Annotated in this window: 13 protein-coding genes; 9 read left to right on the forward strand and 4 right to left on the reverse strand. The window is 44.8% G+C overall.

Going from position 1 to position 21068, the window contains the following annotated elements:
* Nucleotides 1-393: 393 nt before the first annotated feature.
* Nucleotides 394-6966, reverse strand: coding sequence for an AAA family ATPase (locus WBA89_RS03885; RefSeq protein ID WP_424404218.1), 6573 nt, complete (start codon nt 6964-6966; stop codon nt 394-396).
* Between the two features lie 582 nt (nt 6967-7548).
* On the opposite strand from WBA89_RS03885, the gene WBA89_RS03890 reads away from it, so the two are divergent.
* The gene (locus WBA89_RS03890) at nt 7549-8250 is read left to right on the forward strand and encodes a polysaccharide deacetylase family protein (RefSeq protein WP_424404219.1); all 702 of its coding nucleotides are present in this window, start codon (nt 7549-7551) and stop codon (nt 8248-8250) included.
* A gap of 436 nt (nt 8251-8686) precedes the next feature.
* Here the strand turns inward: WBA89_RS03890 and WBA89_RS03895 are convergent, their stop codons facing one another.
* Nucleotides 8687-9895, reverse strand: coding sequence for a lipid-A-disaccharide synthase-related protein (locus WBA89_RS03895; protein WP_424404220.1), 1209 nt, complete (start codon nt 9893-9895; stop codon nt 8687-8689).
* 108 nt (nt 9896-10003) lie between these two features.
* Between WBA89_RS03895 and WBA89_RS03900 the strand changes: the two genes are divergently transcribed.
* The 8 genes from WBA89_RS03900 to cydB all read left to right on the forward strand — a co-directional run bounded on the left by WBA89_RS03900 (nt 10004) and on the right by cydB (nt 18357).
* Nucleotides 10004-11167, forward strand: a complete 1164-nt coding sequence (locus WBA89_RS03900; protein ID WP_424404221.1) for a GuaB3 family IMP dehydrogenase-related protein — start codon at nt 10004-10006, stop codon at nt 11165-11167.
* Between the two features lie 474 nt (nt 11168-11641).
* Nucleotides 11642-11965 (forward strand): thioredoxin, encoded by a 324-nt coding sequence (trxA, locus tag WBA89_RS03905; protein ID WP_193974908.1) that lies wholly within the window; start codon nt 11642-11644, stop codon nt 11963-11965.
* A gap of 77 nt (nt 11966-12042) precedes the next feature.
* A complete protein-coding gene (locus WBA89_RS03910; RefSeq protein WP_424404222.1) occupies nt 12043-12246 on the forward strand; it encodes a hypothetical protein in 204 nt (67 codons plus the stop codon).
* A gap of 166 nt (nt 12247-12412) precedes the next feature.
* A complete protein-coding gene (locus WBA89_RS03915; protein ID WP_424404223.1) occupies nt 12413-13474 on the forward strand; it encodes an LOG family protein in 1062 nt (353 codons plus the stop codon).
* Nucleotides 13475-13915: 441 nt separating this feature from the next.
* Nucleotides 13916-15121, forward strand: a complete 1206-nt coding sequence (locus WBA89_RS03920; protein ID WP_424404224.1) for a sulfite exporter TauE/SafE family protein — start codon at nt 13916-13918, stop codon at nt 15119-15121.
* Nucleotides 15096-15569 carry a hypothetical protein gene (locus tag WBA89_RS03925; RefSeq protein WP_424404225.1) on the forward strand — a complete coding sequence of 158 codons (474 nt, stop codon included), beginning with the start codon at nt 15096-15098 and terminating at the stop codon, nt 15567-15569. Before WBA89_RS03920 ends, WBA89_RS03925 begins: the two co-directional genes overlap by 26 nt.
* Before the next feature lie 326 nt (nt 15570-15895).
* Nucleotides 15896-17338: a cytochrome ubiquinol oxidase subunit I gene (locus WBA89_RS03930; protein ID WP_424404226.1), complete on the forward strand. Its 1443-nt coding sequence runs from the start codon at nt 15896-15898 to the stop codon at nt 17336-17338.
* Between the two features lie 8 nt (nt 17339-17346).
* Entirely contained in the window at nt 17347-18357 is a 1011-nt protein-coding gene (gene cydB, locus WBA89_RS03935) for a cytochrome d ubiquinol oxidase subunit II (protein ID WP_424404227.1), read from the forward strand.
* 38 nt (nt 18358-18395) lie between these two features.
* Here cydB and WBA89_RS03940 read toward each other — a convergent pair whose 3' ends face one another.
* Together WBA89_RS03940 and WBA89_RS03945 are read right to left on the reverse strand one after the other, a co-directional pair.
* A complete protein-coding gene (locus WBA89_RS03940; RefSeq protein ID WP_424404228.1) occupies nt 18396-19592 on the reverse strand; it encodes an MbnH family di-heme enzyme in 1197 nt (398 codons plus the stop codon).
* Nucleotides 19593-19913: 321 nt separating this feature from the next.
* Nucleotides 19914-20864 (reverse strand): MbnP family copper-binding protein, encoded by a 951-nt coding sequence (locus WBA89_RS03945; RefSeq protein ID WP_424404229.1) that lies wholly within the window; start codon nt 20862-20864, stop codon nt 19914-19916.
* Nucleotides 20865-21068 lie beyond the last annotated feature (204 nt).

The raw sequence follows: 21068 nt of genomic DNA on the forward strand, positions 1-21068 counted from the left end.
TACTATTTTTATACCATTTTTCTTTCATATGTGCTACTACCCCCCCCACTCCCCCCCGAAATAAGGGGGGGTTGGGGGGGTAATATCTAGCGCTACTTTATGAAATTGGTATTAGCTGAGTTTATATCCCCCTAAATTGCCCTTAAAAAGGGAGACTTTGAATACTCTTGTCCCTCCCCTTCTTAAGGGGGCGGTTACGGGGGATAGAACGATAATTTAGGATCGAAAACTTAATAACTTAAACACCTCCTACAGTCCTCTCTCCTGTAAGTTGCCAGATAAAAGGAGGCAGAGCCTCGCCTATCTGCATTACCAGGCAGAGCCTGGTAACGAGCAATGGCGGTTAGGGGGGATCGATCGAGAGTTTACTTCATAAACCTGCAATCTTCTGTATCAATGTTCACCAACCAAGGGTTCAGTTAAATCCAGAATCTTCTCAAACTGAAACTGATTCACCCAACCTCTGAGAGTCTGAAGTTCTAGAACTTGGAAATCAGGAATTTCCTCAAGCAGTTGAGACACTAATTCTAAATCCGCGTCAAGAGCTGCTTCATGCAATTTGACAATCCATATTTGTGACATGGTTGCTAATAAATCTGTTAAATTTAAGGGTTCTCCCGTCACATTATCAGCCGAAGACGATAGCTGTTGCTCCTCATAAATATAACTGACTCCCAAATGTTTAGCCATGATGTCAAAGATGGCTTGTGTGGGGAAAGGTTTTCGCACAAAATCATCACAACCAGCCGATAAAATAACTGCTTTTTCTTCTTCCCACACGCTAGCTGTCAAAGCAATAACAGCAGTAGTTTGACCTTTAGTTGTACTTTTAATCTGTCTTGTTGCTTCGTAACCATCCATAACGGGCATTCTCATATCCATCCAGATCAGGTGCGGTGAGTATGAATCCCAAATTTCAAGTGCTTCCATACCGTTACTCGCTTCTTGCACTTCAAAACCAACAGGTTTGAGGAGTTTAATTAACAGTTGCCGATTGTCATCTTTATCGTCCACCACTAGGATGCGATATTGGGGTTGGTTAGGTGCTAGGGCAACGACGCGACGATTGTAGGGTTGGTTTTGAATTGCGCTGGCATCAGCGATGCCCACAGGAATGTCAAATTTAAATGTTGTACCCGTTGTCTCTTCTAACAATTCCTTGAGAGGCATTCCAGGAGTGAAAGCTTTACCGCCACTAATCACAGTTATTTCACCTCCCATCAAGCGGACAAATTGACGGCTAATCGTCAGCCCCAATCCCGTTCCTTGCTGCACTTTTTGACCGGATGCTGTTTGCACGAAGGGTTGGAATAGTTTCTCCAGTTCGTCTGCGGCGATGCCAAGTCCGGTATCTTTGACTTCAAAGGTAATGGTTGTTTGTTGTTGGTTGTTGGTTATTTGTGTTTCATCTTCGCTGTTACCTTTTGTCTTGTGCAGAGGTTTCACCGAAACGTCTCTACTTCTACAGACACGCTTCCAGTTACCTTTTGTCTTGTGCAGCAGACGTTTCACCGAAACGTCTCTACTAACTTCTACAGACACGCTTCCAGAAGAGGTAAACTTAACGGCATTACTTATCAAGTTAATCAGCACTTGCCGCAACTTAACTTCATCAGCGTAGATTTTTTTAGGAACATCGGCAGCACATTCAAATCGTAGTTGTAAGCTGGGAGCGTTTGCTTTCAATGCAAACATATCCTCGATATCAGCTAATAAGTGATGGAGATCGAAATTATTTTCTGATAGCGTCATGCGTCCCGCTTCAACTTTGGAAAGGTCAAGTACCTGATTAATAAGAGATAATAAATTCTCTCCACTGCGCTGAATGATGTTGAGGTTTTCTTTTTGTTCATTTAACAGATTTGTATCCTGATTCATCAGTTGGGAAAAGCCGAGAATGGCGTTCAGGGGAGTTCGCAATTCGTGGCTCATGTTGGCAAGGAAAGTGCTTTTGGCGAGGTTGGCTGCAACGGCTGCTTCTTTAGCCTGTTCGAGTTCTGCTTCGGCAATTTTGCGATCGCTAATTTCCTGTTCTAAACGGACGTTTTCGATGAGGGTTTTTTCGGCTTGTTTGCGATCGCTAATATCTTGAAAAGCTGCGATCGCATATTCTACATTACCCGTCTCATCAAAAATTGGCGTACTGGTTGATTCTACAGAAACAATCCGCTCGTTTTGATATAGTTCCAAGTCATCCGCCTGTGCTTTTTCTCCGCTTAGCGATCGCACTACGGGCAACTGTTCCACTGGATACATCTCCGCCGTACCTGCCCGATAAATGCCGTAGGTTTCTGATAGTTGCTGGGTTGCGGCTTTTGGTAAATCTTGAATATTCAGCAACTGCTGGGCAAGTTGATTGGTGTAGATGATTTGTCCTTTAGCGTCGTGCACCGAGATGCCCAGGGGTATGGCATTGAGGAATTTATTCAGGCGATTTTGGGTCGATCGCACTTCGGTATAGAGTCTGGCGTTGGTAAGGGCGATCGCCGCTTGTGTTGACAGCAATTGTATCAGTTGCAGGCGATCGGATGTAAACACGCCATCTGCTAAATTATTTTCTAAGTAAACAATCCCAATTAATTGCCCTTGATTCAGCAGAGGAGCGCAAAGAATTGACTTAGGTTGCTGGGTTTTAATATAAGCATCTTGAGTAAACCTGCCTTCGCGGGTGACATTAGTTTCAATCAATCCTTCCTGAGTTCTTTCAACATAGTTAATTACCGATAAAGGCAGGCAGTTTTCTATGGGAGTCGAGGGCAACACGATCGCCCGATCTGAGCTAGCCTCGCCTGACGCTTCTACTCGCAGTTGTCCTTGAGATTCTAAAATGAGATAGCCAATTTGGGCACCGCTGCATTCCAGCAGCGTTCTCATCAAAGTTTTGAGAAGTTTATCGAGTTCAATTTCGCTGGAAATTGCCTGAGACGCTTTCATTAATGCTGCTAAATCCAGAAGTTCTGCCGCAGAACTGTCAGAGTTTTCCGACAAGCTGCTGCGCGATTTATCGGAGTTTCTGACTGTGATAAAACGCTTTAAAAGTTGCGGGTACTTTTGTTCCAAATCCGTGAGTTTCGCTGTAGCACCCCAGCGCAAATAGCAGTAGTAAGCATTGCTCATATAGACTTCGGCAATTTGCTCTTTTCCCCAAGCGAGGTAAAACTTGGCTGCCAATTCATTGGCCAAAGCCTCTTCGTTGATGTATTCGTGTTCTTTGGCTGAGGCAATAGCGCGATCGTAATAGTCTATAGCGAGAGTGGTTTCACCCAACACTTGATATCGCTCTGCCTCCACGAGATAGAATTTATGCAGGTGAGTCATCGGAGCAAAATGCGCCCATTTTTTGATTTTTTTCTGGTTGGCTTTCACCTTCTGGAGGATGAGTTTTTGCTCGGATTTGGATGCCTCAGAATATATAGCCAGATAAAGTAAAGAATTGTAGAAATGGTACAAAGGAATAGTACCTACAGCACTATCGCTATATTTTTCGGCTAAAGTAACATTTTCCAGAGCTTGCTGATAGTCTTGAAAAAGATAGCAGAGAAATAGCTTGTAAAAATAAAGAGATCGACAAATGTTTTTAGCATTTGCCTCTTGATGCAGGGGTAACATTTTTACTTCATCATAGCTTTCACCAACTAAACGGCACTTATCTTCAGCCTGTCCCATCAAATTTAATACAACCTGTCGATTGAGTTGGTTGTAGTAAAATGATGTTTCTTGCTTTAGTTGGCTGAGCGTATTACTGTACATTGCCATATCCGACTCAACTTTTGGCAATTCCTTGCCCAATACATAGGAATGGTAAGAGTATACGCAAACGGCATAAGCTGCATATTCTAAGTCTCCTGTTTCTAGGGCGATCGAGTAAGCATTTTGCAAAGGGTTTAAGGTTTCCCTAAGATGCTCTTTCCAATGTTTGACAAAGTAATTAACAATAAATATGGTTCGGGCTTTGAGTTCTTTAGTGTTAAACTTATCGAGCAACAAAAGAGCAAGTTGCCCAAATTGATAGCCAGTCTCAATATCTCCTACGTTTTCTCCAGACAAAATCAATCCGTAAGTAGCATAGGCACAAGAAGATACAGAAGTATTCCCATATTTAATTGATAATCTTACCTGTTTGAACACCATTAGCGGCAAAAGTTCAGGTGCGGCTAAATGGGCAGCAGAAACTACAGTTGATAGAATACGCATCGCTGCTAGCTTATCGGGGTTTGTCATCACTGGTAGGTCGATTAAAGCCTGAATTTGCTGGCCTGCTAAACTTAACTTGGTTTTCACCAGTTCCGTAAAAAGATTTAGTTTTGTTGGTTGTTTGGGAAAGCGAATCCCCAACAATTTCAATACTGAAAGTGCGGTATTAATCGCTGCCAGAGGTTTATTTTGTGCTGTATAGGCTTGAATTTTGACTTCATAGACTTTTACTTTGTCTAGCAATGAAGTAGCTTGTTGAAGCACAATGTCAGCCAATTTTTCCATTTCCTCAACGCGGTTGCTCAAGATGGCAGCTTCTACTGTTTCCACGTACAGTGCCAAAGTTAGGTCATACTTACGAAGCCAACTATCTGCACTCAAGCAATTTATACCAAATTGTAAGTAATTCCAGGTAGGTTTCCAAGCTGCTGATGCCTTCGCTTTTTGGGCAGCAATCAGATTTAATTGAGCAAGTTTATCTTTTTCTAACTGAACGTCAACTGCTTCAATGCCTAAGTTAAGTTGATTGACAATATCAAAAATATTTTGTTTGAGATTCTGTGGCGGTGTATTTTGCAATAACAGTTGCCCGACTTGCCAGTGAATGACTTGCTTCTCGCCTGGGGGAATTAAGGAATAGGCTGCTTGCTGGATGCGATCGTGAGCAAATTTATAAGTAATTTTTAATTGCTTTGTCTCTAAGTCGGTTTTCAGGAATTTGTAATCATCGCCGACAGGTAATATCAATCCCGATTGCATGGCATCCCACAATTCATTTGCCGCTGCTTTTGGAGAACTTTCATTAAGAATTGAAAGGGTTAGCAAATCAAATCGGTTGCCAAGACAAGCGGCTAATTGTAAGATTTTTTGTGCTGGTTCTGATAAGGTTTGAATTTTATCGGCCATAAACTCAACAACATTATCAGTAATATTTCTAGTAATGATTTGTTCTAAATTCCAATTCCAAGCCCAAGCATTAGTATCAAAATTCAGTAGTTTTTCTTGATAAAGTGACTTGAAAAATTCTTTAATAAAAAAGGGATTTCCCTGCGTTTTTTGCCAAGCCAACTCGGCTAATTTTTGCGTAGAGATGCGATCGGTTTTCAGCGTGTCGGCAATGAATTCATTAACCTGGTTTAAATTTAAGTGTCCCAGGGAAATATAATTAATTCTTGTTCCCTGCTTTTTGAGTTCAGATAAATTCAGCATTAAAGGATGAGTTGGACTGACTTCGTTATCTCGATAAGCTCCGATTACCAGCAGATGTTGAGTAGTAAAATCGGTGATTATCAACTGAAGTAATTGCAGCGTAGCGCTGTCTGTCCACTGCAAGTCGTCTAGAAATAGGACGAGGGGATGCTCTTTTTTGCAAAAGACTTGAAGAAATTGTTTAAATACTAAATTAAACCGATTTTGTGCTTCTGCTGGAGGTAATTCTGGGACGGGATGCTGTTTGCCAACAATCAGTTCTACTTCGGGAATAATATCAATAATAATTTGTCCGTTGCTGCCTAATGCCTGTCGAATCTTATCTTGCCACTGCTGTAATTCGGGTTGAGATTCGGTGAGCAATTGCCCTACCAATTCTTGGAAGGCAGCGACTAATGCTTGATAGGGAATATCGCGCTGGAATTGGTCAAATTTACCTGCAATAAAATAACCCCGTTTTTGAGTGATTATCTTATACAATTCCTGAACTAAAGCAGATTTACCGATGCCAGAGTATCCGGAAATAAGCACGAGTTCAGTTTGTCCGTGTACGGGACAATTTTGTGACTGAGTTGTGGTTGCGTTGCTTGTCGCTACTTGCTGCTTTTCAGGAGAAGTTACGCGCATAAATGCAGCCAATAAGGACTCTATCTGCGATTCTCTGCCGTACAGTTTTTGAGGGAGTTGCAATTGAGGAGAAATATCTCGGTATCCCAAGGGAAAAATTTTGATTTTATTAGTTAGATATTGTTCCAGGCAAGTTGCTAAATCTGCCTCGATTCCCCAAGCACTCTGATATCTATTTTCTGCCATTTTTGCCATTAATTTTATGACAATTCCTGAAAGGTTTAAGGGTATTTTGGGATTGATTTCATGAGGCGGGATGGGTTGTTTGGCAATATGACAATGGACTAATTCCAGGGCATCGACTGATTCAAAAGGCAACTGATTGGTTAGCAGTTCGTAGAAGGTAACGCCAAGTGAATAGAAATCGGTGCGGTAGTCGAGCAAGCGATTCATCCTTCCTGTTTGTTCGGGAGAAATATAAGCTAATGTTCCTTCTATAAGATGAGGATTTTTGAGACCTGGATTTTCTTGGGATAAGATGGTAGATAAGCCAAAGTCAATGATTTTTAATTGTTCGGTTTGAGTATTCAAGACAAGGTTAGATGAATTGATATCTTGGTGAATAACTTTTTTTTTGTGAATTTTACCTAACGCCTTGGTAGTTTGGATGGCGATGCGGAGAAACTCCGATACTGAAAATGTACGGTGTTTGAGAATTATTTTTAATGATTCTCCGCCAAAATCTTCTAATAAGATTAGTTGAGTATTTTGGTGTTTTCTCAACTCGTAAGCTTTAATTGTTTCTTCTAGGTTGAGATTGCAAGTGATTTCGTATTCCTGCTGGTAGCGGTAGAGTTCGGCTGGTGTGGGGTAATCTTCTTTGAGGAGTTTCAAAATCACTGGTTGCCGATTTTGATTAATTATGCCCCGGTATACGAGGGAATTAGCGCTTTCGTAGATTTGGTTGAGAATTGTGATGTCGGGCAGTGAAATCATGTTGGGAATTACTGCTGTCTAAAAGGGTTGGTATATTAATAAATATAACATGGGGATGAGGGGGTGAGGGGGCTGTAAATTGGCTCGGAATATAAATTATTGCGTTGCGCACTGCAACTTCCGATCTTTTATTGTTACTTTTTGGCTCTGAAATTACTTGCGCTGTATGTAGCGTACAATCTTAAGCTGTGGTGCATTTAAATTATGTGTTGAGGGCGGGGTTGCGGGGCCGCTTCGCCAGATTGAAAGTTTGTTCTACCAGATAGTTTAAATGCGGATTGGGATCGAAAACTTAATAACTTAAACACCTCGTACAGTCTTCTCTCCTGTAAGTTGCCAGATAAAAGGAGGCAGAGCCTCCGGATCTGCATTACCAGGCAGAGCCTGGTAACGAGTAATTAAATTCTAAGTTATTAAATTTTCATTCCTTAGCTTGCTGGCGCAGCTTCTAGCTACTGGGCATCGCCCGAACTTAAAAATCTCGGAACGCACAATAATTAATGATAAAATAGCTTAAGGATTCAGGGCCTTAATTGTGATAATCTGAGAAGAGTCCACTTTCATTCTCGATCGAGTGCAGCTATGCGAATCGGTAAAAAAATACAAAAATTTCTGCTGTTAACTGTAGCGTTTTTTTTTGCAGCTACTGTGTTAATTAACGTTACTAATTTTCACAATTATTTCGGTATCAACCGCGCCGATACCGGAGAGAAAGTTGTTGCCCTCACCTACGACGACGGCCCCTATCCTCCTTATACAAATCAGCTTTTAGATATTTTAGACCGCTATCAAGTTAAAGCGACTTTTTTTGAAATCGGCCGCAATATTGAGAAACATCCAGAAATTGTGAAAGCGATCGCCGCCAGGGGAGATGAGTTGGCAAATCATTCTTATTCTCACAAGGATATGATGTTTAAACCCCGCGAGTATCTGCTGTCGGAAATTGAAAAAACTGATAAACTTTTGCTGGAATTGGGCGTTAAGCAGGACAGTATTAGTTTTCGGCCTCCTTGGGGACGGAGATTTATAGGTTTGTCTTATTTGGTTTCCCAAATGCACAAACAATTGATTATGTGGGATGTTGATTCTCAAGATTATGAGAAAACTCACACGGTAGATGATATCGCAAATCAGGTGATTGACAATGTGCGATCGGGTTCGATTGTGGTGATGCACGACGGCGGGGGCGATCGCTCGAAAACGGTAGCAGCAACTGAGATAATTGTCAAGACTTTGCAGTCGAAAGGTTACTCGTTTAAGACTGTTTCTGAGCTGTTGAAATAATAGAGGATTTGATTAAACCGCAGAGGAAGCTGAGAAAGAAAAGAGAGAATTGAATGATGCTGATGCTAACTGATACCAAAGTGCAGGCGCGGTTTCAACTGCCGAATCATCTTAGGCTAGAACATTTGTCACAGTTTGCAGAAATGACAAAAATTCGGTTGTGGAGATTTTATGCGTGCAGGATTGTGGTTGCGATTTATTTTAGGATCGAAAACTTAATAACTTAAACACTTCTTACATTCCTTTCTCTTGTAAGTTGCTTTCCTCAAAGGAGGCAGAGCCTCGCCTATCTGCATTACCAGGCTCTTCCTGGTAACGAGCAGCGAGCAGTAGCGCACTCCGACTAAAGAAAAAAGGAGGCAGAGCCTCCGGATCTGCATTACCAGGCAGAGCCTGGTAACGAGCAAAAACCCGGTTTCTGACTACCCATATTGCTCTAATTTAGATATTTTGCGATGTAATTAGCAATTTTGAGGCTGCCTCCTGGTGGGCCCATTCTTTCTAAACCGTTTTTTACGGAAGTTTCTAAATATTTACGATCTTGCAATGTACGATCGACTGTCAAAGCAGCTTTGTGAAGAATGTCAGGATTTGCTGGTTGCGTGCCAATAACCTGTAGGGAATCACCTAACAGCCGATTTTGAGCTTCCGCAAACCGATAGGTAAATGATGGGCCGTTGCCGGGGATGGTAATTACGGGTTTTCCCAAGCCGACTGCTTGTTCGATCGCACTTCCTGTCATCCCGATTACTAAATTCGACTGCTGCACAATGTCGGCGAAAGCGTCTGAATAACAAATTACTTCCACGGTTTCTGCTTCTTCGCTATTCTGCTGTTTGATTCCTGAAAAAATGAGTTTTGTCGATCGCGCTTGCCACCCAGCTCGCACCGCGATATCATCTAATTCAAGCATCAAACTCGGAACCAAAGCCGCCCGAAACTGCACCGGTACAGTAGAGTTAGTAGCAATTTCTTTCGCCAATTCCAGCAGCAAAACGAGGTTGTGGGTGGCTTCCGGGAGGCGAGAACCGGGGAGAAGGGCGATCGTCCGAAATCCAGGTATTAATTGCAAATCTTGGCCTGTAGAATTGAGGTTGTCCATCACAGGATTCCCCACAAACTCAGCTTTCTTTAAACCCTGTCGGTTTAAGTCAGCCGCAGTCAAAGCATCTCTAGTAAAAACAGCTACACAGTTCTCTGAGGCAAGCAACTGCCACAAGATTAAACCTAAGTTGACTCGCCCTTCGTAATAACTAGAATGAGCTGACAGAAAAATTATATAGGGGCGCGACGTTGAATGGGCGATCGCCGCGGCGACAATATCTCCAGTGGCCACCACCAAATCGCAGCGGCGCGAATGCGTCCAAACAGCCTGCAATTGCTGCCAAGTCAAGGCAATTAGCCCCGCCCCAACATCTTTGAGGAAAAACAGGGGATTCATGTAAAAAACTCCCCCAGACGGCATTTGACTGGTGGGCCCAATAATGGGCGCGGCCGATCGCGCGTAAGCAGCGCCGTCACCGACAATCGGCATCGCCGAAACATCAACACCGGCAGCAGATGCTCTCAAAGCTTCGATAATTTGACAGTTAATCGCGTCTTCCCCGTGTCCGTTGCTGAGGAAAAGTACCCGCTTCGATTTCATAGAGTCCAATCAATATCAGGTTTTTTCAACTGATTTGTGCGCTCGCGACCTGCCGGCAGGCTACGATTTTGTTACTCTAATTTAAATACATTGTGGAAGTGAAACAGCGTGAATATTGAAATTGGGCGGGGCAAAAGCGCTCGCAGAGCTTACGGCATAGATGAAATCGCGCTGGTACCCGGACAGCGCACCCTCGATCCGAGTTTGGCTGATACCAAGTGGCAGATTGGCGGGATCGATCGAGAAATCCCAATTATTGCTAGCGCGATGGATGGAGTTGTCGATGTGCGGATGGCGATTTTGCTGTCGGAATTGGGAGCAATGGGCGTGCTCAACCTAGAAGGAATTCAAACCCGCTATGCCGACCCCCAACCAATATTAGAGCGCATCGCGAGTGTCGGGAACCACGAATTTGTTTCCCTGATGCAGCAACTCTATGCAGAACCCATTAAGCCCGAATTAATCGAGCTCAGAATTAAAGAAATTAAAGCTGGAGGAGGGATTGCTGCTGTCAGCGGTACACCGGCTGCCGCGAGCAAATACGGCCTGGCGGTTGCTAAATCGGGAGCAGATATATTTTTTGTACAGGCTACTGTAGTCTCGACAGCTTTTCTTTCTCCAGAGTCGATCGAATCCTTAGACTTGACCCAGTTCTGTCAAGAGATGCCAATACCAGTAATTTTGGGCAACTGCGTGACCTACGAAGTCGCCCTGAATTTAATGAAAACCGGCGCTGCAGGCATTCTCGTGGGCATCGGGCCGGGGGCTGCTTGCACGTCTAGGGGCGTATTGGGTGTCGGCGTTCCTCAAGCCACAGCGGTAGCAGACTGCGCCGCGGCGCGGGACGACTACTATCGCGAAACTGGCAAATATGTATCGGTGATTGCTGACGGCGGTTTAATTACCGGCGGCGATATCTGCAAGTGCATTGCTTGCGGTGCCGATGGAGTGATGATTGGTTCGCCCTTTGCTAGGGCCGCCGAAGCTCCAGGCCGGGGCTTCCACTGGGGGATGGCGACTCCGAGCCCGGTTTTGCCGCGGGGTACTCGGATTCGTGTCGGGACTACGGGTACTGCGGAGCAAATTTTGCGGGGGCCGGCCCTGCTAGATGACGGCACGCACAACTTGCTCGGAGCTCTGAAAACTAGCATGGGCACTCTGGGTGCGAAGGATATTAAGGAGATGCAGCAAGTGGAAGTGGTGATTGCTCCTTCTCTGCTGACTGAGGGTAAAGTCTATCAAAAAGCTCAGCAGTTGGGCATGGGTAAGTAGATTTACCGATCGAATCCCAGCAGACCTTGACAAAATTTGTTCGAGAGTCTCGAAATTTACAGAATATTGTGGAATTATCGAAAAGGAGATGTCACAATAGAGGAAGCGGAGACAAATGTTTCCGTTCACTCCTCACACCACACTCCGCCCGGACTACTGTTCGGGCGGTTCCTTTTGTAGTGCCGGCGCTCTTGTTTGCTTGCGGGGTACGGGGTTAAGGCTGTTTGCTCCGGGTGGTCGGGGAGATTGGGGAGAGCGGTTTTAAGTTTTGAGGTGAAAGTATCTCTAATTCTGCGCCGTACCCGATCGCCCCAGCACGAATGTCTTGCGCCCTTAACATCAATCCTTTCGATCGGTTAAATCCGTTACAACAGTCGTTGCCGAACTTCGTTCTATTAAAATCCTTGATGCAAGTGGTTACACTATTTGCTAAACTTGTTAACCAAGAAATAGTATTTACAAGGATGGCTAGGGATGTCAGCAGCCGCGCAAGTAACCGACTCTTCCTTTAAGCAGGAAGTGCTCGATAGCGAAGTTCCAGTTCTAGTGGATTTTTGGGCTCCTTGGTGCGGGCCCTGTCGGATGGTGGCACCCGTCGTAGAGGAAATTGCCCAGCAATATGAAGGCCAGGTGAAGGTAGTAAAAGTTAATACCGACGAAAATCCTAACGTCGCCAGCCAATACGGTATCCGCAGCATTCCGACGCTGATGATATTTAAGGGCGGTCAGCGGGTTGATATGGTGGTTGGGGCAGTTCCCAAAACTACTCTGGCCAACACTCTGGAAAAGTACATTTAACCCAACAGAAAAGCACCATTGTCAATAAGCTTTTTAGGGACGGGCAGGATGCCCATCCCACAAGAAATTCACTCTTTGTGGAACGGGCTTCTAGCCCGTTGCTGACAATGGTGCAAGATATGAGTTTAACCCAACAGAAAAGCACCATTGTCAATAAACCTTTGACGGGCGGGCTCTCCTGCCCACCCCACAACGAAAATTCATCTTTTGTGGAACAGGCATCTTGCCTGTTCTTGACAATGGTGCAGGATGTAAGTTTAACCGAACTGCGAGCCGTTTAGCGCTGTTTTTTTTGCAGCGAAAGCCGCGCTCGCTTCAGAACGGGGCAAAGCTACTGGAAAAGTTATTAGCGGCCAGCAGGGCGATTTGCTGGTGGCTGTGCTTCTAAAATTTGGCTTGCCCCTTAATTTTTTATAGTGACAAATTGTTACCGTTTCGGAAAAATTCATGGTTCCTTCTGGTCAAGGTTTTGAATCCCTCCAAGCTGATGTGATCGAATCCATCGCTCGCCTGCCAATGTTGAAGCACTCAGAGTGGATCGAACGATCGCTCTCTACTATAGTGCAAATGGCCGGAGAGGATTTCGACCGCCTTGACTGGAAAATTATCTCGTCGTCTCTGCGAGATATGGAAAAGGCTTTCTCCATGTTTTATCCTTACCGCCACGTTCGCAAAATAGTGATTTTTGGTTCGGCGAGGGTGTCCCCGGAATCGCCGGAATATTTGATGGCCAGAGATTTTGCGCGGGCGATCGCCCAGCAGGGATTTATGGTGATTACTGGCGGCGGCGGGGGGATCATGCAGGCGGGGAACGAAGGGGCGACTGCGGAACGTTCTTTTGGCCTAAATATTCAGTTGCCTTTCGAGCAAGGTTCCAATCCTTTTGTTGCAGGCGACTCCAAGTTGCTCAATTTTAAATATTTTTTCACTCGCAAGCTATTCTTTCTCCGGGAGAGCGATGCTTTGGCTTTGTTTCCGGGCGGTTTCGGCACTCTGGACGAGGCTTTTGAGTGTCTGACTTTGACTCAAACAGGCAAGTTCGGGCCTGCTCCTTTGGTATTGCTCGATCGACCGGGAGGAGATTATTGGCTTGACTGGAATACTTTTGTGCAAAAACAATTGCGAGACCGGGGTTTTATTTCAGCCAACGATCGCAGCCTGTATACGATTACTGACGATGTAAACGTGGCTTGCGAGGCGATCGCAAGTTTTTATCTGGTTTATCACTCCTGCCGCTACGTGCGCGAAAAACTGGTAATTCGCTTGAAAACTGAGCTTTCTGAGGAAAATGTCGATCGGCTAAATACTGATTTTAGCGATATTGTCGTCACCGGAAAAATCGAAAAAAGTCAAGCTCTGCCTCCAGAAATAGGAGATGAAACCTTTGATTTACCTCGCCTAGTTTTGCATTTCAACCAGCGGGATTCGGGGCGGCTTTATCAGCTAATTGCTGCTATCAATGAAATGGGGGCGACTTCGCCAGCGGCGGCTCATCCAGAAAAAAAATAGTCAGTAGTCATTAGTCATTGGTAATTAATGTATGGCTTACAGCGACTTCAGTTTCTACTTGTTATATCGTTTTCGGTTGCATCGGAATGATTTAACCACAGAGAACACAGAGAACACAGAGAGAAATGAATACAGGACGATGAAGAGAGGAATTGATATTACCAGGCTCTGCCTGGTAACGAGTAGAACGAGTAAATCACTTAGGATTTCTATATCAGCCAAAATATTAAACAACCTGCCATTGATACTGTTGCACATTTTTGGAAAAATAATCTAACTCAGGCGACAAATAAACCCGCCCCTTTGATTGAGATAAAATTTAGATAAATTTGACAGGCTGTCTTTTGACAAAATCGAGAGGCTGCATTTATTATTGTCAGCAGTCATCCATCAATCAGCAGTTAAAAAACTAATGACGTGAAAGCTAACTACTGACTCAAAATGCTAGACCTCCTGCTAATTAGCACTGTCGGATTTCTCGGCAGTTTCGGACACTGCGCGGGAATGTGCGGCCCGCTGACAGTGGCGTTTTCCCTGTCGGCGACTGGCAAACAAAAAGCTGCTTCCCTGCGCTTTCACCTGCTATTAAATGCGGGAAGAATTGCGGCCTACGCCTTAGTTGGTGCTGCAATTGGCGGACTGGGTTCGGTATTAATTGCTGGCGGACAAATGGCTGGGACTGGTAGCGGATGGCGGCGGGCGATCGCACTTCTAACAGGTACAATGCTGATTTGGTTCGGCACAGTCCAAATTAAACCAGATTTGCTGCCCAGATTGCCGCTGTTGCACCCAATTTCGCACGATCGAGTCGGACAAGCAATGAACAAGCTTTCGGCGCAAAAAAAATGGTGGGTGCCCGTCGCTTTGGGCTTGCTTTGGGGTTTAATTCCCTGCGGTTTCCTCTACGCCGCCCAAATTAAAGCAGCAGAAACCGGAAATGCGGTTTTGGGCGCGGCAACCATGCTGGCTTTCGGATTGGGAACACTCCCAACCATGCTGGGAGTAGGTTTTTTCGCCGGCAGGTTGAGCGCTGACACGCGCAGTCAACTGTTTCGGATGGGCGGCTGGGTGACGGTGGCGATCGGGATTATTACCCTGCTGCGAACCGACGAAATGGTCGATTTGACCGGCCACGCAGCCCTGCTGTGCTTGATGCTAGCACTGTTGGCGCGTCCCGTTAGCAAGTTTTTGCCGGCACTGCTGCGCTACCGCCGCGCTGTGGGTGTCGGCGCGTTTATCCTAGCAGTCGCCCACACGTTTTATATGCTGGATCATACGCTGAAGTGGAATTTTGATGCCGTGTCTTTCATGTTGCCGCAGCATCAGTGGGGAATCCTAGCTGGGATGCTGTCGCTGCTGTTGATGGTACCTGCAGCGGTAACAAGTGTCGATCGCCTTCAACATTATTTAGGCAAACTCTGGCGAATGCTTCACCTGTTAACCGTCCCCGCTTTTTTGCTGTCCGCTGTACACGCAGCCCTCATCGGTTCCCACTATTTCGGCGGCTTTGAATCGAAGTTGCACCATCAACTGCTGACCGCCGTTTTAGCCGTAGTTGCAGTATTAGTTTTGTGCGTGCGATCGCGCTTATTTTGGTCAATTTTATCACTGGAGAATTTTTATGTTGCGCCTGTCAAACCAAAATAAAATTTTGGGAATATTAGTTTTTTTAGGATTGCTCATTGAAGCAGCAATTCCCACAGCACCACACTTCAATTCAACTTCTGTTCTGGCCCACGAAGTCGAAGTTTCCGGCGATGTAGCCGCTACCTTTCACCTAGAACCCAACCACAACCCCCGCGCCGGAGAAACCGCCAGAGTTTGGTTTGCCCTGACTCGCAGGGGCGGTCAAATAATCCCACTAGAGCAGTGTAACTGCAAATTAGCGGTATATCCGAAACAACACAAACAGGGGGATAAGCCCCTGATGCAGCCGCCTCTTAAAGCCATATCTGCCGAGAAATACAGAGGCATTCCGGGAGCCGATATCGTATTTCCCAAAGCTGGCATTTACGAACTTCAATTGAGCGGAACAGCAAAAACCGCAGCTAATTTTAAACCCTTCAAACTGAGTTATACAGTCACAGTTCGCTAAGATCCTCTTTCCATCACCGAACATAAATATTGTAGGGGCGGGTAAACCTGCCAATAAACGCCTAAAACCCAAAATCTCATAAACCCGCCCCACCCAACCTTCGGTAATATCATATACCATCTTCATCAGAATTATTCGTCTCTCTCTTCTCTTTCTCTGCGTTCTCTGCGTTCTCTGCGGTTAAATAATTCCGATCAAATCTGTATAAAACCTTAAAAATTGCCAACCCTACAAAATGTCACAAATTTTTACATTACATTATAACCAGTGTCAATTCTGGAAATTGTTCAAACTAACCTCTCTTGAACTGACTAAAGGATATAACAATGGATATCTTATCAAACACCGTCGCGCTGTCGCGGATGCAATTTGCGCTAACGGCAATATTCCATATGCTGTGGCCAGTTCTGACTACCGGAATGGGGATTTATCTGGTAATTGTTGAAGGAATGTGGCTGAAAACTCGCAATCCCGAATACTACCACCACGCTCGTTTTTGGTCGAAACTCTACGTCCTCAACTTCGGGATTGGAGTAGCTTCCGGGATTCCGATGGAATTTCAATTCGGCACAAACTGGGCCCCATTTTCGGAAGCTGTTGGTGACTTTTTTGGCAGCATTTTAGGCTTTGAAGCTTCAATGGCATTTATGCTAGAAGCAGGCTTTTTAGGAATTATGCTATTCGGTTGGGAGCGCGTTCACCCGATCGTCCATTATTTCGCTACAATCATGGTAGCCTTCGGCGCAAACCTTTCCACAGTCTGGATTTTAGTCGCCAACTCTTGGCTGCAAACTCCAGCGGGCGGAGAAATGGTCAACGGGAAGTTCATTGTCAGCGATTACTTTCAAGCAATTCTCAACCCCTTCGCATTAAACAGCATTCTGCATATGTTTTTTGCGACGTTAGAAACTTCACTGTTTGTAATTGGCGGGATTAGCGCTTGGTACATTCTTAACAAGCGCAACCAAGCCTTTTTTTCCAAATCATTAAAAATTGCCATAGCCACAGCAATCGCCGTTGCACCTTTGCAGATATTCATCGGACATTTGAGCGCCGAACAAGTTTATCGCTATCAACCCACCAAATTAGCTGCGATTGAAGCTAAGTGGGAAACCTCCCCAGCCGGAGAGTCAGCCGATTGGACTTTGCTGGCTTTACCTAACGAAAAAGCTCAAAAAAATGACTGGGAAATTAAGATTCCCAATGGCTTAGGATACGTTCTGGAATTCAAAGAAAAACTATCCGAACCAGTTCTCGGATTAAAAGAATGGAAGCCCGAAGATAGACCCCGAATGGTGGGTTTAATCTACTATTCTTTCCGCATCATGTCCGGGATTGGATTCTTTTTTCTAGGATTGATGCTATTCAGTATAATTCAGTGGATGCGAGGCAAACTTTCGCCCGAAAATATTAGCAATCAAGCTTGGCTGATGCGCGCTTGGGTATTAGCTGCGCCGCTGGGATATATTGCTGTAGAATCCGGTTGGATAGTGCGCTGTGTCGGCCGACAGCCCTGGGTTTTATACGGGCAAATTCGCACTGCTGATGGTGTATCGAACATCCCCGCTAGCAATGTTTTAACTTCCCTCATCTGCTTTGCCGTTATCTACAGCTTTTTGTTTGTTTGTGCCTTGTATTTTGGCAGCAGAATTATCCGCAAAGGGCCGAATTTAAATCTACCTGTGCCGGGATTAGAGAATGAACCCGCCATCGAAACTCAACCCGCAGAACATATTCCCAATCAACGTCCAGCAGAAGCACAACAATAGGAGATTTTATGCAAGCTTTGGAGCATTTTCTCCCGCAAGTTTGGTTTATAGTCTTGGCTCTATTTCTACTCCTTTACGTCATGCTAGACGGTTTTGATTTGGGAGTTGGAATTTTGTCTTTGACTGCTGACGATGAGGAACGCAGGGGCATTTTAATGACCAGTCTGGGCAACGTTTGGGATGCTAACGAAACTTGGCTGGTTTTAATGGGAGGCGCTTTATTTGGGGCATTTCCCCTCGCTTACGGCACGATTTTGACTGCTTTGTACATACCGATTTGCATGATGCTTTTTGGTTTGATATTTCGGGCTGTCGCCTTTGAATTTCGCGAGCATTCTAACCGGAAAAAATTCTGGAATTATGCTTTTGGTGCCGGCAGTTTCTTAGCTGCTTTAGCTCAAGGATTTGCCCTCGGTGCGGTGCTCGAAGGCATTGCGGTGGATGAGGCCGGGCATTTTGTGGGGACAACTTGGGATTGGCTGGATTGGCGATCGATCTTGGTGGCTTTGACGCTGGTTCAAGGCTATGTTTTGATCGGTTCCACCTATCTAATTATGAAGACTGACGGAGAACTGCAAACAAATCACTATCGCACTGCTAAAATTGCAGCAGTGACGACTTTAATCGGAGCAGTTTTAATTACGATCGCCACTCCGATTTTTTACGAAAGTACCAGGGAGAAATTGTTTGAAAAACCGCTAGTTTATGTGTTTGTAGCGATTCCTTTGCTGGGATTGCTGCTGGTGGGAATGCTGCTAAAAAGTTTGGCAAAAAAAGAAGAAAAAACGCCGTTCGTGTGGACAATATTGATTTTCCTGCTTACTTTCCTGGGCTTGGGATTAATTGTTTTTCCATACATTATTCCGACCAAAATTACGATTTACCAAGCTGCGGCTTCCCCCAGCGCGCTGGTATTTATGATTGTGTTCATCGGCTTCCTTATCCCGATCATGATTTTTTACAACATCTACAATTACATTGTATTTCGGGGTAAGGTTACTGGCGGCTACGGCGAATAAAATAGGTTGGTAGTGAGGACTGAACTCCTCCTAAAAATTTAAGGAATCAAGTCTTCACTGCGAACGAATGGGTCGATAAAAGCAGGATTTGTAATAAAAGCTTCATCAGTTAAACTGTGCAAAAAAGCCAACAAATCGCGCTGTTCTTGCACGTTGAGTTTGAAGCCAGAAACAAAGTTACTTTTGAGCGGATTTTCGCTACCTATTCCCGCAAATTCTCCTTTTTTAATAGTTCTGCCACCCGCTTTGTAGTGGCCGATAACTTCTGGCAAGGTTTTGATACTTCCGTCGTGCATATAAGGTGCTGTCAAAGCAATATTTCGCAGGGTTGGTGCTTTGAATTTGCCCATGTCCGAGGGTTCGCTGGTGATTTCGTATACTCCAGTATTTTTGGGCGGATAAGCGCCTTTGCCGTCAAGATTGTACAATCCTGTATTGTGAAAGGCTATTTCTTTGAAAGCTAGGCGATCGTGCGCGATCGAATCTGAGAAGTTTAGTCCGCCGTGGCAGTGAAAGCATTCTAAACGTTCGCTGTTAAATAATTCTTCGCCCCGCTTGGCTGAAGCTGAAATCGCACCGGAGTCGCCGTTGTAGCGGTATCTGTCGTAGGGAGAAGTCAGGGAAATTAAAGTGCGTTCAAAAGAGGCGATCGCCTTTGCTAAATTGCTAATATTAATAGGATTGGGTTCTTGACTAAAAGCTGCTGCAAACATTTTTTGGTATTGAGAATCCGATCGCAATATTAGCAAAAGTTCCTGTTCTTTCCCTACCATTCCCATTTCTACGGGGTGTTCGCCAAACAAAGGTACTAATAGCTGAGATTCTAGTTTATTTTGTAGCGGATTTGCCCAAGTTAGCACGGAATTGTAACCAATGTTGGCTAAACTCATAGCATTGCGCGGGTGTTTTTCTCCGGTTGCGCCGACTCCTACTGTTTTGCCATCGGTGAAAGCTTTCGCTTGAATGTGACAGGAAGCGCAGGAAAATTCTCCTGTGACTGACAGGCGTTTTTCGTAGAAAAGATATCTGCCTAATTCAACTTTTTCTTGGCTGATTGGGTTGTCGGCTGGTACAATTGGTTTTGGTATTCCAGCGGGAATGTTCCAATTGTAAGTAGGATCGGGTGGATTTGCTAAACTGGAATTTGTGGAGGATAATACTGCACTCAAACTCATTGCTAGGAAGCATGATAAAATGCAGATAATAGTCAGAGTTGATAATTTTTTCCGCTTCATTTGATGTTTTGTAAGTAGCCGGCGGTTTGACAATTACATAGAGATTGAGGTGTGTCATAAACAGAGGCAGAGCCTCCGGATCTGCATTACCAGGCAGAGCCTGGTAACGAGCAATTTCACATTACCACAAGACCTCTCTTCCCTCTTCTCTCTGCGCCAAGAGCGCCCTCTGCGGTAAAAAAAAGGCGTTGCTGATTCATGGTATGAATCAACTTTGCGCTTGATGTTACAAAGCTCACCATACTTGGCTTATAGCAATTGGGAAATCTTGAATTCATATTTGTATTCAGCAACGCCGCAATTTCAATGCGCGACAGCTTATTACTTAACTTGAAAGAAAGTTTGTCCCGCAGCAGGTTTATTTCCAAATGGCAAACCTAAGTTTTTCATAATTCCGGCGCAGTCGCCGTCATTCGGTTCCGACATACATCCGGGCGGAGTATTGGCTTGATTTGCTGTTAAATTAGTTTGAGAAACTAGGGATTTTAGGTCAGCAATAACTGTATTGTTTGTCGGATCGAAATTGCTAAAAATTACTTGGGATGTGTTAGGAATTGCACAAATATTCGGCTTTTGATTGTTGCCTTCAGCTTTGCATCCCGTGCTGCCTAAATGAATCATAAAACCCTGCAATCCGCCACCGTGACTGCCGCCGCGATTGCCTGCGCTGTGAGCAATTTGACTGCTTTCTTTGCCAGATTTGCTGCCGGGATTTTGGTCAGCAATTTGATTTTTTATGTCAATCCTCAGAAATTTGTAGCCGCCGCGCCAGTTCCACCACAGGGATGTGAGATTGAGGGGCGAAGGTGCGAGACTTGCGTCTTCGTGATTGAGGCTAAAAGGTACGCCGAGGGTGAATTGCAGGCCTTTGTAGTTGCCTTTAGGTATTGTGCCGATTACTCGATCGCGAATTTCGGCTGTTCCGTTAGCGCAAGCACCGGATTTGTTCTCAAAATCTAGCAAAGCGACGTTTTGATGCTGCCATTTGCCGTCTTGTTTGAGAGTGAGCGGTACTGCTTTGCCGCTACCGTCAATTAAACCAACTTCGGATATATAAAAGCGGAAATCTGTAGGGGTAACGGTAGCAGCAGAAGTGCCTAAATTGCTGTAGCTTTCGCCACAGTTAAAGGATTTTTCACCTACCGCTGCGCTAAATTTAATTTCGATTTCTTGAGTTTCTGCGGCTGTGGCTTGATGCCTGTCAATCGCCCAAAAGCTGCCCAAAATAGCTGTGCCTGCAAAGGTTGAGGCCAAGATTAGTTGTTTTTTCATTTAGGGATACTTAAAATACCAACTCAGGTAATTCCGGCCTGATTTTTACACTTTTTGCTGCAACTGTCAAATGACGGCTTGTCAAACTTGTAAATAGCAAAGTTTATGATTAAGCCTTTCTAAAGAAACGGTCGATAAAAAGCCTTGATGATGTATTGTCGATCGATAATTAATTACATTAGACCTCTTGCAAAAGTCCTTTTA

It is taken from the genome of Microcoleus sp. (assembly GCF_049646505.1).
Lineage (GTDB): Bacteria > Cyanobacteriota > Cyanobacteriia > Cyanobacteriales > Microcoleaceae > Microcoleus.

Bases quoted from the DNA above. Each gene is read 5' to 3' on its own strand.
- WBA89_RS03885 (WP_424404218.1), bottom strand. From the start codon at position 6,966: ATGATTTCACTGCCCGACATCACAATTCTCAACCAAATCTACGAAAGC.
- WBA89_RS03890 (WP_424404219.1), top strand. From the start codon at position 7,549: ATGCGAATCGGTAAAAAAATACAAAAATTTCTGCTGTTAACTGTAGCG.
- WBA89_RS03895 (WP_424404220.1), bottom strand. From the start codon at position 9,895: ATGAAATCGAAGCGGGTACTTTTCCTCAGCAACGGACACGGGGAAGAC.
- trxA (WP_193974908.1), top strand. From the start codon at position 11,642: ATGTCAGCAGCCGCGCAAGTAACCGACTCTTCCTTTAAGCAGGAAGTG.
- WBA89_RS03915 (WP_424404223.1), top strand. From the start codon at position 12,413: ATGGTTCCTTCTGGTCAAGGTTTTGAATCCCTCCAAGCTGATGTGATC.
- WBA89_RS03920 (WP_424404224.1), top strand. From the start codon at position 13,916: ATGCTAGACCTCCTGCTAATTAGCACTGTCGGATTTCTCGGCAGTTTC.
- WBA89_RS03925 (WP_424404225.1), top strand. From the start codon at position 15,096: ATGTTGCGCCTGTCAAACCAAAATAAAATTTTGGGAATATTAGTTTTT.
- WBA89_RS03930 (WP_424404226.1), top strand. From the start codon at position 15,896: ATGGATATCTTATCAAACACCGTCGCGCTGTCGCGGATGCAATTTGCG.
- cydB (WP_424404227.1), top strand. From the start codon at position 17,347: ATGCAAGCTTTGGAGCATTTTCTCCCGCAAGTTTGGTTTATAGTCTTG.
- WBA89_RS03940 (WP_424404228.1), bottom strand. From the start codon at position 19,592: ATGAAGCGGAAAAAATTATCAACTCTGACTATTATCTGCATTTTATCA.
- WBA89_RS03945 (WP_424404229.1), bottom strand. From the start codon at position 20,864: ATGAAAAAACAACTAATCTTGGCCTCAACCTTTGCAGGCACAGCTATT.